Annotated in this window: 13 protein-coding genes; 6 read left to right on the top strand and 7 right to left on the bottom strand. The window is 64.9% G+C overall.

Translation table 11 applies throughout. The annotated features are described in order from the left end of the window. Window positions 1-136 precede the first annotated feature (136 nt). The gene (locus AC3CD9_RS17445; RefSeq protein ID WP_488367573.1) at window positions 137-856 is read right to left on the bottom strand and encodes a hypothetical protein; all 720 of its coding nucleotides are present in this window, start codon (window positions 854-856) and stop codon (window positions 137-139) included. A 96-nt stretch (window positions 857-952) separates the two neighbouring features. Between AC3CD9_RS17445 and AC3CD9_RS17440 the strand changes: the two genes are divergently transcribed. Next, window positions 953-1,405: a hypothetical protein gene (locus AC3CD9_RS17440; protein ID WP_488365249.1), complete on the top strand. Its 453-nt coding sequence runs from the start codon at window positions 953-955 to the stop codon at window positions 1,403-1,405. Window positions 1,406-1,407: 2 nt separating this feature from the next. Further along, window positions 1,408-1,803 carry a PadR family transcriptional regulator gene (locus AC3CD9_RS17435; RefSeq protein ID WP_488365248.1) on the top strand — a complete coding sequence of 132 codons (396 nt, stop codon included), beginning with the start codon at window positions 1,408-1,410 and terminating at the stop codon, window positions 1,801-1,803. Window positions 1,804-1,909: 106 nt separating this feature from the next. Here AC3CD9_RS17435 and AC3CD9_RS17430 read toward each other — a convergent pair whose 3' ends face one another. Then, window positions 1,910-2,860 carry a ketopantoate reductase family protein gene (locus AC3CD9_RS17430; protein ID WP_488365247.1) on the bottom strand — a complete coding sequence of 317 codons (951 nt, stop codon included), beginning with the start codon at window positions 2,858-2,860 and terminating at the stop codon, window positions 1,910-1,912. 310 nt (window positions 2,861-3,170) lie between these two features. On the opposite strand from AC3CD9_RS17430, the gene AC3CD9_RS17425 reads away from it, so the two are divergent. Continuing rightward, window positions 3,171-3,746 (top strand): TetR/AcrR family transcriptional regulator, encoded by a 576-nt coding sequence (locus AC3CD9_RS17425; RefSeq protein WP_488365246.1) that lies wholly within the window; start codon window positions 3,171-3,173, stop codon window positions 3,744-3,746. On the opposite strand, the gene AC3CD9_RS17420 is transcribed toward AC3CD9_RS17425, so the two are convergent. From AC3CD9_RS17420 to AC3CD9_RS17410, 3 genes are all read right to left on the bottom strand, one after another. Further along, window positions 3,724-7,305, bottom strand: coding sequence for an SNF2-related protein (locus AC3CD9_RS17420; RefSeq protein ID WP_488365245.1), 3,582 nt, complete (start codon window positions 7,303-7,305; stop codon window positions 3,724-3,726). The genes AC3CD9_RS17425 and AC3CD9_RS17420 overlap by 23 nt on opposite strands. Before the next feature lie 107 nt (window positions 7,306-7,412). Next, the gene (locus AC3CD9_RS17415; protein ID WP_488365244.1) at window positions 7,413-8,225 is read right to left on the bottom strand and encodes an MBL fold metallo-hydrolase; all 813 of its coding nucleotides are present in this window, start codon (window positions 8,223-8,225) and stop codon (window positions 7,413-7,415) included. Window positions 8,226-8,328: 103 nt separating this feature from the next. Next, window positions 8,329-8,967: an isochorismatase family protein gene (locus AC3CD9_RS17410; RefSeq protein WP_488365243.1), complete on the bottom strand. Its 639-nt coding sequence runs from the start codon at window positions 8,965-8,967 to the stop codon at window positions 8,329-8,331. A gap of 243 nt (window positions 8,968-9,210) precedes the next feature. Between AC3CD9_RS17410 and AC3CD9_RS17405 the strand changes: the two genes are divergently transcribed. After that, complete coding sequence (locus tag AC3CD9_RS17405) at window positions 9,211-10,161, top strand: GlxA family transcriptional regulator (RefSeq protein ID WP_488365241.1); 951 nt, start codon at window positions 9,211-9,213, stop codon at window positions 10,159-10,161. A gap of 48 nt (window positions 10,162-10,209) precedes the next feature. Here the strand turns inward: AC3CD9_RS17405 and AC3CD9_RS17400 are convergent, their stop codons facing one another. Then, complete coding sequence (locus tag AC3CD9_RS17400) at window positions 10,210-11,070, bottom strand: aldo/keto reductase (protein ID WP_488365240.1); 861 nt, start codon at window positions 11,068-11,070, stop codon at window positions 10,210-10,212. Between the two features lie 211 nt (window positions 11,071-11,281). Between AC3CD9_RS17400 and AC3CD9_RS17395 the strand changes: the two genes are divergently transcribed. Next, window positions 11,282-11,992 (top strand): hypothetical protein, encoded by a 711-nt coding sequence (locus tag AC3CD9_RS17395; RefSeq protein WP_488365239.1) that lies wholly within the window; start codon window positions 11,282-11,284, stop codon window positions 11,990-11,992. A 3-nt stretch (window positions 11,993-11,995) separates the two neighbouring features. Here the strand turns inward: AC3CD9_RS17395 and AC3CD9_RS17390 are convergent, their stop codons facing one another. Continuing rightward, window positions 11,996-12,385 (bottom strand): MmcQ/YjbR family DNA-binding protein, encoded by a 390-nt coding sequence (locus tag AC3CD9_RS17390; protein WP_488365238.1) that lies wholly within the window; start codon window positions 12,383-12,385, stop codon window positions 11,996-11,998. Window positions 12,386-12,472: 87 nt separating this feature from the next. Here AC3CD9_RS17390 and AC3CD9_RS17385 point away from each other — a divergent pair, with 87 nt between their 5' ends. Beyond that, window positions 12,473-13,666 (top strand): ArsB/NhaD family transporter, encoded by a 1,194-nt coding sequence (locus AC3CD9_RS17385; protein ID WP_488365237.1) that lies wholly within the window; start codon window positions 12,473-12,475, stop codon window positions 13,664-13,666. Window positions 13,667-13,684 lie beyond the last annotated feature (18 nt).

The following is a 13,684-nucleotide window of genomic DNA, read 5'->3' as shown; positions in this document are numbered from 1 at the left end:
TCGACGAGCAGATGCTGTCGACGGGCAGTTGCGGTCGGCCGTGGTCGCGCACGTCACGCAGTCGCGGTCGACGACCAGATGGGGTCAGCAGTGATCGCACCGGCCCACGAGAGCCGATGCGCGGATGTGATGAGTGTCAGAAAGCAGGCTGCGGTGGCCCTCGCCGCAGCACCGGGGATCGGCACACACCGAGGCTGCGAGGCAGTTCGGGCTCGAAGCCGATCAGCGACCGCGGCTTCTCGATCAGCGCCCGCAAGACGACGAGGCGCGGAATGACCGCCCGGATGATGAGGCGGGCGAACTCGCCGAGCATGACCGGCAGTCGCTCGGCCCAATAGATCATCGCGATCGTCACGATCCCGGCAACGCAGTGGGCCAGCAGCATCCCCGGCGACGAGTGCGAATGCATCTGGGCCGCTGCGCCCACAGAACCGTCCATGGCAGGCATGACTGCGGAATCATGAGCCATCTGCACCGCGCCGCCGGGCGACGAATGCATCGCTGCATGGTGGGCTCCATGCGCCGGCGAGTGATGAGAGTGCGAGCCGAGGAGCACGGCGAGACCGTTGTCGGAGCGTGCCATCGCGTTCGGCGATGCGGAACCGTACGGAGTGAAGAGAGAGAACAGAAGGTGGAAGAGCGTCTGGCTGATTCCGACTGAGAACGTCAGCCGAGGCAGCGACAGTCGGCGCCCGGACAGGAGGACACAGACGAGGATCGACAGCGCCAGCGGGACGATGACACCCATCGCCGTCGGAAAAGATCCCCCGCCGAGGATGTGCGACGTCAGTGCGACAAAGGTCGCGAATGCTGCGGCGAGGGTGCCGCGCAGAGCGCGCCGGTGCCTGACTTCCATCTCCACGGTGACATTCTCACACAGGTAGGCCCCACCCGAGAGATCGTGCGAAATCGACCCTTGCAACACGCAGTGAACCATAGGTACAGTACCATTATGACTACAGTCCCGCAGACGTCATCGCCCGCCAACGCCCGTACACTCCTGCTCCCTTACACGCTCGGTCTCATTGTCGCCATGCTCATCGTGCAGATCGTCATCGCGGCGACCGGAGGAGCCGTGACTCTCCTCGCTGGCATCCTCACCGCCGTCGTCGCTCTCGGAATCGTTGTGTGGCTCTGGCGGAAACTGTCCGTGCTCAAACGAGTCCGCTTCGGCGTGGTCATCGCCCATGCCATTGCCTTCGTCACCGTCACCACCTCCTTCAATCTGCACGCGATCCTCCGGGTGATGTTCCTCGGCTTCGAGGTCGACGGCGCCGGAGACGCGACCCGCACCCTGCTCGAGAGCTCTTGGTTCGGAGCCACGCTCGTGATGAGCGCCCTGTGGGGGCTCGGACTGCTGGTCCACCTCCTCGGCTCAGTCCTCGGCCGCGGCTGGGAGGACTGAGAATGGCGGCAGAGTCTCCCGACATCGCAACCGGGGAGACCGGTTCGACCGCACTCACGCCGGAAGAGCGCGAGTGGCTTGATCACCGCGTCGAGTCCTGGGTCGAAACGTACAAGAAGTCGATGCTCACCCCGATCACGCTCTCCCTCGTCGCGACGCATCAGCCGGCCGAGATCTCCACGGTCGCCGAGGCGGTCACCGCAGCCACGGGATGGCAGATCACCGAACGCGGCCTCTACCGCACGATCAAACGCCTGCAGGATTCCGGGTTCATGCAGAGCACGGCGGTCGATGCCCCGCGGACCGGAGCGAAGCGCAAGCTGCTGTCCCTGACTCCGCTGGGGGCGAGCTTCCTCAGCAAAATCAAGGGCAACCTCGTCGAGGTTCCGAGTCGATAGCGAGTCGACCTGACCGCGCGACGGGTCCGATCGTCCGTCGCGCCCGAGCCGCCGTTGCGCCTGAGGTTCCGGCACGCCCGATCGGCCGGTGCGCAGTCGTCAGGATCTATTTGAAAGCCGGCTCGTTCGATTCGAGCCTGGGAACCGAGACACCCAGACGCCGGGCATCGTCGAGGACATCTCGCGGGTAGACGGCCTTCGCTTCATAGTCGATGTGACCGGTGTCCTGGGCCTGCCTCATGATGACAGCGGAGACGGAGTCACCGGCCAACAGCCTTCCCGACACAAGGGCGAGGACGCTTGCAGGAACATATTTCACCGCACCCGCACCGAGCCGCGCGGTGCCTCCCTTCACCGTGAGCACGGGGATCATCTCACGGATGAGTCGGACGACTTCGCGCAGAGCCAGCCGGGATCGGACGAGAGCGTCGAAGCTTCCCATGCGAAGCCATCCGACCATGATGGCGGCATCGAGGATGAAGTGGAACCACAGCCAGCTCCGGAAATCCGCCACGTGTGAAGCCGAGAATCCGGCGGCTTCAAAGAGCTCGGTGACTTCACGATGCCGGGTGGTGCGGCTCGACCCGTCGATATCGCCGAAGAAGACGGTCCTCATGAATCCGCCGTGCAGCGTGTTGCCTGAGAATCCGCCTCCGCCGCCGGGGAAGCCCCACACGACGTGATCGTGGGGCAGCGACTTCACCGCGACTGCGGGTTCGGCCCAGATATTGTTGAAGATGAGCACAGTGGCTCTGCCGACCCGTGTACTGAGGAAGTCGACCACGGTCTCCAGTTGGTCGTGGTTGACGCTGACGATGATGAGATCGTAGTCGTGATCGGCCTCGAGGTCCTCACGCAGCCTGATGGGCCACGGCCCTGTCACCGGTGTCCCCTGCAACGACTTCTTCCTGCCGTCTCTGATGTCCAGATCGACCGACTGACCGAAGTCGACGGCACGCCCGGGGCGAACGTAGAAGTCGACATCGTTGCCCGCCTTGTCCAAGGCCCATCCGTACAGCGTCGAAATGACTCCGCGGCCGAACATCAAAATCTTCATCTCTGCGACTCTCCTCTGCACCTTCCGGCGTCTCTCATTTCTGCACCTTTCGGCGCATCGCACCGCCCCACAGTATGTGGAATGCAGTTTCCACTTACGTATAGGCTAAGCAGAGGAACCATCGCAGCATTCCGAATCCGGCGGAAGTGAGAGAAGAAATGGCGGAGTCGACTCAGATCGAGGCGCAATACCCTGATGGCTTCGCCCCCGCACGTCACGTCCGAGCCTGCGTGCTGATGCCGCCCAGAACCGGGCTCGTATCGTCGCCGCGGCCAGGCAGCTCTTTGCGGACCGAGGCATCGATGCTCCCATGGCAGCGATCGCCAGGCGGGCAGGGGTCGGCGCGGCCACCCTGTTCCGCCGGTTCCCAGATCGCAGGTCACTCATCGACGAGGTGTTCTCGACTCAGATCACGCATTGCGAATCGGTCCTCGACGATGCCGCGGCCGACCCGGATCCGTGGCATGGCTTCTGCACCTTCGTCGACGAGCTCGGCCGGATGCAGGTCGAGGATCGTGGTTTCACCGAGGCCTTCATCACGACGATCACCGAGGACTCGGGAGTGAACGAGAAGAGCAATCACGCGGAAGCGACGTTTGCGAAACTCGTCTGCCGGGCCCAGGAGGCCGGCCGACTGCGCCGCGACTTCGACCCCAGCGACCTGCTGCTCATCTTCTTCGCCAACAGCGGTGTCAGTGCGGCTCCGCCCGAGCACGCCCACGATCTCTCAAGGCGGCTCATCGCCTATCTGCTGCAGAGCTTCGAGACGAATGGGCGCGGCGACCAGCAGCCGCTGCCTCGCGCCAGCCGGATGGCACTCAAGGATGTCTTTGAATCTGCCGGGCCGAGTGATCGCCGGCCGCTCACCCCTCCAACAGGTCTCTGATGTCCGCGGCCGAGATCACCTCGCTGAACGCGCTGCCCTCGTCCATGAGCGCGGTGAACAGTTCGGCCTTCTTCGTCTGCAACGCCAGCACCTTCTCTTCGATCGTATTCTCGGCGACGAGCCGGTAGACCATGACCTGTCGGGTCTGCCCGATCCGGTGCGTCCGGTCGACTGCTTGGGACTCAGCCGCCGGGTTCCACCACGGGTCGAGCAGGAAGACGTAGTCTGCCTCGGTGAGGGTGAGTCCGAACCCGCCGGCCTTGAGGCTGATGAGGAACACGGGAGCGCTGCCCTCACGAAAGGCTTCGATGACCTTCGTCCGATCCGTCGTGGACCCGTCGAGGTAGACGTAGTCGATCCCGTTGTCCTCGAGTTCGGCCGCCACCGCGCGGAGATAGCTCGTGAACTGGCTGAACACGAGAGCCCGGTGACCCTCGTCGCGGACCTCGCGAAGGTGACTCATGAGCACACCGAGCTTGCTCGAGGCGATCCCGGAGTCCGCGTAGTCGGCCACGATCCCCGGGTCGAGCGCGAGCATCCGCAGCAGGGTCAGCGACCGGAAGATCGCGAACCGGTTCTTCTCGAAGTCGCCGAGGAGCCCGAGCACCTGTTTGCGTTCGCGCTGCAGCACCGTGTCATAGAGACGCCGGTGCCACGGTTCGAGCTCGACTGTGAGCACCTGCTCCTGCTTCTCCGGCAGATCCGCTGCGACGAGGTCCTTCGTTCGCCGAAGCATGAATGGGCGCAGTCGCGTGCGCAGTCGATCCATGCGGCTCGGATCTTCGCCTGATTCAATCGGGCGAACGTAGTCTTCCCGGAAGCGCTTCGCGTTCGGGAACAGCCCGGGTGAGGTGATCGCGATCAGCGACCACACATCGGTGAGCGAGTTCTCCATCGGCGTACCCGTGATCGCCAACCGGAACGGGGCGTCGAGCTGCCGGGCCGCTCGGTGGGTCTTCGCCTGGTGGTTCTTCATGAATTGGGCTTCGTCGAAGATGACGCCCGCCCAGGTCAGCTCGGCGAACTCGTCGATGTCGAGACGCATCACCGCGTACGAGGTGACGACGATGTCGGCGCCTGCGACCGCCTCGGCGACGGGGCTCTTCCGCTTCTTCGCAGTCTCCCCGACCGCGGTCACGCTCAGGTGCGGAGTGAACTTCCGCGCCTCGAGCACCCAGTTCGCCACCACCGAGGTGGGAGCGACGACGAGGAACGGGGCTCGGGTCTCGGCCTTGGGCTGGGCCGCGGGCTCGGCTGTGCGTTCGGCGTCGGGTTCAGTTGCCTGCCCAGCCGCACGCTCGGCTGCACGTTCGCTCCGGTCGTGGTCGATGAGGGCGAGCGTCTGCAAGGTCTTGCCCAGACCCATATCGTCGGCGAGGATCCCGCCGAGGTGGTGCTGACCAAGGAATGCCAACCATCGGAAGCCCTCCACCTGGTAGGGCCGCAGCTGCGCGTTCACGGTCTCGGGGACGGCTACCTCGGCGATGGTGTCGAGATTGCGCAGCCCGTCCATGAGTTCGGACCATCGGGGATCGTCGGCGACGTCGTCGGCGAGGTCCTCGAGTTCGTCGTACAGAGCGGTCTGATAGCGGCTGATCTGCGGGTTCTCCGGTGAGAAGCCATCGAGGGCATTCGCCTCGGCGAGCAGTTCGCGCAGTCGGTCGAAGGCGGGATTGTCGAGGGAGAAGAACGATCCGTCCTCAAGGATGAGGTGGGACTGCTCTTGGGCGAGTGCGGTGAACAGGTCGACGAAGGGGATCTCACGGCCGTCGACGGAGACGTCGATACCGAGGTCGAACCAGTCCGAGTCATCGGTCGCCTCCGTGCGGACGCTGACCTGCGGGGTCGCATCGAGTTCGCGGAAGTCGGGGGCGTTGTCGCTGTCTGCGTAGGTGACGGTGACGTCGTCGAGCTCCTGGATTCGGGGCAGGACCCGGGTGCTGTAGGTGGCGGCATCGATGCCGGTCAGGGTGGTCGATTCTGTTCGGGCGGCGTCGGGGTCGATGGTGCGCAACCGGCGGAGCACTGCGTGTTCGAACTTCTGGTCGCGGCCGCGCACTTGGTCGGACAGTTCGCTGTGGTGAGTCACCAAGGGGAACGTCCGCTGCGGCGAATAGTAGGTCCATGACCAGGACAGACGCATCGTCGGAATGGCTGGGCTCTGGCCGCGGCTGTGCTTGTCGGAGCCGCTTTTGGCTGGGTCGCGCTTGTCGGGGCCTTCGTAGCTGATGTGCAGGTTGAGGTGCGGGGACTTCTCGTCGGGCAGGTCGACGGATCCATCGCTGCTGATGACCCGCTGGTCGCCGGCATGGTCGCTGCCAGCACGGTCACTGCCACGCCGGTCCGGCGGTGTCCGCAGAAGCGGGAGGATGCGACCGAAGAAATCCTCGCGACCCCTGGCCGGAATTCTGGTCACGGCGGCATCGCTGAGGATGGTGTGCTGCGGTGGGGTCAGTGGTTCGTTCAGTGGCGCAAGGGTGATACGAGCCTTCGACTTGCCGACCATCTCCAGGCCGTAGACGCCGGTGCGTCCGATGGGTCGGACGTCACGGGCGGGGACCTGTCGACCGTCGATGGCGATGTCGGAGCGAAGCAGAAGGTCGTCATCACTGCTGGTGAGATCGAGGTGGAATTCCGCCTGCCGACCCAGCTGGATCTCGATCTGTTTGTCGGCACTGACGAGAGGAATATCGAGGTCAGCGGCCTGGCTGAGCAGCTCCCAGAGGAAGGGCGAACCGAAGTCATCGAGCGAGAGCATTGCGGTCGCGGACGCATAGCCTGGGCGGCCGAGACCGTCGTCAAGGGTGACCAAGCGGTAGAACCACTCGAACTGGTCGGCATCGAAGCGGGAGGCGTTGAGTCGTGAGGTGAACCAGTGCCATCCCGCCTGACCTTTGATCCAGTTGCCCTTCGCTCCGGGTACGAGCGGTCGCGCATACAACTGCGGCTCGGGTTCGTCGGCGAGCTCGGCGACCTTGAGCCTCGCGGGGGGCCTGTTGAAATAGCTGCGCTGCGGGGGACGGTGGAGTTCGAAGCCGAGGGCCACAGTCTCGGGCTGCGCGCTCGTCCGTTGCGCGGCCTCGACGATGCGATCGAGCCGTTGCTGCCATTCCGGTTTCTGCGGGCGCCGGGCAGGTGCCCTCCTCCAGTCGAGACTCTCTTCAACGCCGAAGGGCCCTGCACCCCAGACCGGATCCGATTCGGTGTCTTCCAGCGTACGGTCGGACCCGTGGTTGAGGATCGCGGATGTCCGCAGCTCCAGCATCTGCTGGTTATTGACGATGAGTACGGCGACACAGTGTTTGCAGCCGCCGCCGACCGGGCAGGTGCAGTCGGTGTAGAGGACCTCGCCTGGCACTTCTTCGTCCTCGAAGACGATGGTGGTCTGATAGAGCCCACCGGATCCGGCGACGTCGGCGATGAGTTCTCGCTCGTCTTCGTGCCAGACCATCCGCAGCACCTGTCCCCTCCGCGCGTAGTCGCTGCCGCGCGCGAAGGTTCCGGGGTCGACGAGGCTCTTCAGCTCGTCCCTCGGGACGACGGTCATGGCTCGATCCATGAGTCCAGTCTTCCATCCGCGGCTGACACCGATCTCATCCGCACTGACTGTGGCATTCCGCCACATTCCCTAGACCCTGTCACCAGCAGCCGCAGCAGCCCGCTTTGTCAGATGTTCACAGTCTCACCCGGACTCAGCGCGATCACACGGTCACCGATGCCCGATGCTTCCGCGTGCGACTCCATGCTCTCAATGCTCTGAGTGAAGTGCTCCCACGAATCGGCATGAATCGGCACGATCATGGCATCACCCAGCACCCGAGCGGCCCCGACTGCCGCTTCATCGCTGAGAGTGATGTAGGCGCCGTGCAGATGTTCCATCGTCGGCCCGGCACCGCCCGCGAACAGGATCGCGATGTCGATGTGGCTGAACCGGTCGGCGATTCGTCTCACCACATCGACCGAAGAGTTGTCCCCGGAGACGTAGACGGTCTTCTCCCCCGGCGAAGTGAGAACGAAGCCGATCACAGGTCCGTTCTTCTGCCAGACGCCGTCGTGACCGTGCTCGGCTGGAACTGCGGTGATCGTCACCTCCTGCCCGCTCGGGGACGTAACAGTCACTGATTCCCAGTCGGCGAGGACACTCGCCCCGGGGATCACCCGGGCTGTCGGCTCTGTCGTGAAGACGTGCTCGATTCCCACGCTCCACGCCCTACCTGAGAGGTCCAGATTGTCCAAGTGGTCGTGTGAGGCCAGAACGACGTGGACTTCTCCCAAATCCGCCGGCCTGAGCGCCGGCGCCTGTGTCTTCACCAGGGTGACTTCATTCTCCAGGTGCTCAGGCTCATAGACCCTCGGCGCATCGAACGTCGGGTCTGTGACGATCCGCAGACACGCGTAGTCGAAGACTACGGTGGGGCCGCCGATCAACGTCATCGGGATCGTCGCAGCTCTGCTGGCAGGCATGGTTTCTGTGCTCAAGTTCTCTTTTATTGTGTTGATTGCGGCTCATTGTCGGGCCGCCTGAGTCGGGTGATTGCCCGACTCAGGCGTCACCTGGTGCCCGCTCGGGTTTGGCCCCGGCTCAGGCTCCGGCGCGTTCGGCTCCTGCCATGGCGGAGCTGCCCAGGTCGCTCTTCGACAGGGACTGCCCGGAACCGACGGCCTCGGCCCAGGCGGCGGTGTCGGCGACGGCGGCGAAGTTCGAGTTGAGCAGGGTGAGCAGGGTCGTATGCACTGTCTTCGCATCGGCGAATCCGGCATCATTGGCGATGTTGATCGCTCCGGTGGCGTCGCCGAGGACCTCCGTGGTGAACCCGAGTCCTTCGGCTTCGACCGCCGAGGCGAGGATGCAGTTGTTCGTCATGAACCCCACCAAGGTCACGGTGTCGATTCCCTGCTCGCGCAGCCACTCGGTCAGGTCGGTGCCGGCGTAGACCGACCCGTTCTCCTTGACCAACGACTTCCACGCGTCGGTGCGCCGCGATTCCACCTCGGGGTGCAGTGCGAATCCCGTCGAGTCCGGGTCGAAGACCGGAGCACCGCTTCCCATCGTGTGCTGGACCGCGACGACCGGGATGTCCGCGGCGGTCGCGGCGTCGATGGCCTGCGTGATCTTGGCCAAGGACTCCTGCGGATTCGGGTACTCGATGACCAGCGGGCTGTCGGCGAAGTAGTCCTGCTGGATGTCGACGAGGACGAGGGCGCGGCGCGGGGTGGTCATTTCGGGTCTCCTTCTGCTGACTCTGATTCTGAAGTCGTTGCTTCTGCTGTCATGTCCGATGTCATTGCGATCCGGATGACTCCACTCTCGTCGACCCGATGGGCAGAGACCATAGGCGCAATGACACAGTTACGATGGATTCACGCCAACATTCGGTCGGCACTCGTTCGGCCGGTCGCCCACCTCGGTGGTCGCCCGCCTCGGTGATCGCCCACCCCGCAGCCGCCCATCAGGAAGGACTCCATGCGCATCGCGATCTTCGCCTTCGACGGCATCACCATGTTCCATCTCTCGGTCCCGCAGATGGTCTTCGACGAGGTCACCCGCCTCGGCGCGGCCGAGTGGTCGACCGTCGTCTTCTCCGCGGACGGGAATCCGATTCGCACCGCGGAGGGCTACGAGATCGCCGGGCTCTCCGGCGCCGAGGCGGCTGACGGTGCCGATATCGTCGTCGTTCCGTCCTGGCATGAGGATGCTCGACCGACCGAGCCCGACCTGTGTCGGCTGCTGACGAGGGAGCATGAGCGGGGATCGACGATCGTGGGGCTGTGTCTGGGCACGATCCCGGTCGCGGACGCGGGTCTGCTGACGAATCGGCATGCCGTCACCCATTGGAAGGCCTTCGATCGGCTCATCGAACGGCATCCCGAACTGCAGGTCGATGAAAGTGTGCTCTACATCGACGACGGGGACGTGCTCACCGCCGCAGGAACCGCGTCCGGGCTCGACGCGTGTCTCCATCTGGTCCGCAGCCGCCTCGGTGCCGCCGTCGCGAACGAAGTCGCGCGCAGCCTCGTCATCGCCCCGCACCGCGACGGCGGTCAGGCCCAGTACATTCAGCGACCGCTGCCGGCACGGACCGGGGATGACCCGATCTCACAGGTCCTCGATTGGGCTCTCGACCACCTCGGCGAGCCGCTGACCATCGCCGATCTCGCCGCCGCGGCGCACATGAGCACGCGATCCTTGGTCCGGGCCTTCCGCTCGTCGACGGGGACGACACCGGCGGCGTGGGTGCGGTCGCGTCGGCTCGATGAGTCGCGTCGGCTGCTCGAGACTACCGATCACTCGATCGAGCGGATCGCCGCAGAGACCGGGTTCGGCAGCGTCGTGACCTTCCGGCAGAGCTTCACCGAGGAGTTCCGAACGACGCCGTCGACCTACCGCCGACGCTTCGACGCCCGGCAGGGTTGAGGGGACGGTCGGCAGAGGCGCGGCCCCGGGCGATGTGAGAGTAGAGCCTCACATCTCTTCGTGCGTCAGCGGGTCCCGGTCCTTCATCCGACCGCGCTCGAGTCCGGAGATTGCGGCCACCTCGGCGGGGGTGAGGGCGAATTCGAAGACGTCGGCGTTGGACCGCTGGCGTTCGAAGTTCGCCGATTTCGGGATCGGGATGGAACCGACCTCGATATGCCAGCGCAGGACCACTTGGGCGGGGGTGACATCGTGGGCGGCAGCCGCCTCGGCGATAGGGGTTTCGTCGAAGAGTCCCTGATCACGGTAGAGCGGGGACCAACTCTCGGTCTGCACACCGATCGAACGGTGGAAGGCGATGAGCTCGGTCTGCGGGAAATATGGGTGGAGCTCGACCTGGTTGACGGCCGGGGTGACCCCGGTTGCGTCGATGAGCTCGGTGATCATGGCCTCGGTGAAGTTCGAGACGCCGATGGACTTCACGAGCCCGCGCTCGCGCAGTTCGATGAGCCCGCGCCAGGTGTCGACGTACTTGCCGACGCTGGGATTGGGCCAGTGGATGAGGTGGAGGTCGAGGTAGTCGAGGCCGAGGCGGGCCAGGGATTCCTCGGTGCTCGCGATCGCCTCGTCGAAGCCGTGATGACGGCCGGGGATCTTGCTCGTGACGAACAGGTCCTCGCGTGGGGCGCCGGTGTTGACGATGGCCTGACCGACCTCGCGCTCGTTTTCGTAGTTCACGGCGGTGTCGAGGAGGGTGTAGCCGTTGTCGATGCCCGATTCGATTGCGTCGATGCCCTCCTCGCCCTTCATCGCGTAGATACCGAGCCCGAGCTGCGGGATCGCGCGCCCGTCGTTGAGGTCGAGGGTGGGGATGATGGCTGGGGTGGTGTAGTCAAAGGAGTTGGCCATGGTTCCACCCTATGTCCGCCGAGGCGGCGCTGACCAGGGTGTTCACCATGAGTTTGAGGAGGGTGTCGTGGGTGAACTCTTCCTGTGAGGTCCGCCGAGGAGGCGCAGCTGAGGGTTTCTCACAACGCAGCTTGATCTAGCGTGGTCGCATGGAGACGAACGCGCGAGCTGCGGAGCGGGGATTCCTTCGCCGTATTCGCAGGCTTTCGCGGTGGCAGGTGGCCTTTCTCCTGCCGAGCGCCGGTTGGTGGTCGCCGCGCTGCTCCACGCCGCCCAGTGGGTGACCTCGTGGATTTCAACAGCGGTCGCCCGTACGCAGGGCGCTGCTGAAGCCTGTTCTGAGCTGCTTGACCTTTCAGGCGTTGACCCCGATGCGATCGAAATCGAGGATCGCGCACCATTCGGATTCGCCTGCCAGGCCGAGACCTACGACAGCGGCTCCGCGGTGGTCGAGCACTCCGGAGCCACCTCGGCGCTGTTCATGTTCTCATTGGCAATCGCCGCGCTCAGCGTCGCGGCGCTCCTCGGTGTATTGCTCGCATTCACGGTGACTCGGCTGGTCTCGTTGCACCGGTCGCCACTTGCCGAACCGCGTCGAGATCGATGGCCGCTGCTGCTCGTCGGGATCGGGGTCTTCGTTCTGCCGTTGATGATGTTCGGCCAGTACCTGCAGTGGTCCTCGAAATCGGACGGCTTTGGAATCTGCCCCAGTACCGTCGGCGGCAACGATGTGCTGGGGTTCTCGGTCACCGCCAGCTACCTGCCGCCGAGTCTGACCTGCAGCGGGGATTCCGTCACCGGTCAGGAGTTCTCGGTCACGCAGTACGGATTCCCCTTCTACGGGTTCCTTGCCGGGGTGGGGTTGGTGGCGGTGGGGCTGGTTGTGCTCATCTTTGTGAGGGCGCGGGACCGGCGGCGCTGAAACTCAGGCGTCGAGCGCCTTGATCAATCTCGCCGAGGCGGTGTTCCGGTAGGAATCGACGAGCAGTTCTCGGATCTCTCCGTCGTCGAGGTCGGTGAATTCGAGGCCGACCCAACCGGAGGGTCCGAGGTACATGGGGACGAAGCTTCCCGGACGTTCGAGGAGCACCTCGGCGTCGATGGGGTTGGGTTTGATAAGCATCGCGTGGGGCCGTTGTTCCATCTCCTTCGGGCCGATCTTCAGTGTTCCGCCGTAGATGGCGAAGGTCTTCTTCGTGAAGAAGGTGGGCCGTCCGTGGGAGATCTTTTCGGCGGCTTCCGGCAGTGTCAGCGCGATCGTGCGGAACCGCTGCAGCAGCGGATCGTCGTCTTCGAACATCTTCGGGTGCGCCATAGATCCACGGTACTGCCTGTCTCACCTCCGCGGAACCGCACACCTTCGGTGCGCGGATTGCCTCACCCACGGCGTACTGTGCATTCTGTGAGTGAAACGCCATCCCTCCGACTGCGTCAGCGCGGGGTCCGCGCGGTGACCCTGGCCCTCGCGATCGCGGCCGTCATCGTCGTGGCCGCAGGAGGCCTGACATGGGCTGAGATCGGCGAGCTGTCGACGACCACGGTGCCAGTGCTCGCGTTCGTCCTGGCGATGACCATCGTGGCGGAGCTGGCGAGCGTCGCGGGCGTCTTCACGATCCTGGCCGGATATCTCGCACTGTGGGGTCGGGGACGCGTACCAGTGCTGTGGGCCCTCGTCCTCGTCATGATCGTGCTCATCACTGCGTTCATGTCCTTGGACACGACCGCCGTGCTCGTGACTCCGATCATCGTCGTCCTGGCCCGGCGGATCGGCCTGTCCCCGCTGCCGTTCGCCCTGGCCACCGTGTGGTTGGCTAACACGGGCTCGCTGTTCCTGCCGGTGTCGAATCTGACGAACCTCATCGGCGGCGACACCTTCGGGGCCGCAACGGCCGACTTCATCGGATTCCTCTGGACACCGGCCCTGGCGTCCGTCCTCATCACGATCGGCATGCTCACGATCGTCTATCGACGGTCGCTGACGGGCCGGTACCGACTCGACACTCCCACCGAGGCGCCCGACCGCCTCCTGCTCATCATCGCCATGGTGGTCGTCGGCCTGCTCGTCCCTCTGCTCGTATCCGGAATCGATGTCGCCGTCGTCGCCGGCGGGGCCGCCGCGGTGCTGCTCATCGCGTTTGCGATCCGCAATCGCGGCGCACTGAGTTTCGGACTCGTTCCCTGGCGGACTCTGGGATTCGCCGCGAGCCTCTTCGTCCTCGTCCAGGCGGCACATTCGCACGGCTTGGCGGCGGTCGCGGCTGCCGTTGCGGGGACAGGCGATGATGTCATCAGTCTGCTGCAGGTGGCCGCAGTCGGCGCGCTCGGCGCGAACGCGGTCAATAACCTTCCCGCGTTCATGGCGCTCGCTCCAGTCGCAGAGTCTCCCCTTCGGATGGGCGCTCTGCTCATCGGAGTGAACCTCGCGCCTCTGGTCTCACCGTGGGCGTCCCTGGCGACCCTGCTGTGGCATCAGCGTCTGAAGAGCTTGGGCGTGGAGATCTCCTGGCGCCGATATGCCCTGCTCGGAGCAGTTCTCGTCGTCGTGCTGGTGCCGATCACGGTTGTCGCGCTCTGGGCCGCCGCGGCAGCCGGTTGACACGGGGCGGTGAAGTAC

It is taken from the genome of Brevibacterium sp. MGP-B1 (assembly GCF_057766545.1).
This window is presented reverse-complemented; position numbering and strand designations above follow the sequence as displayed.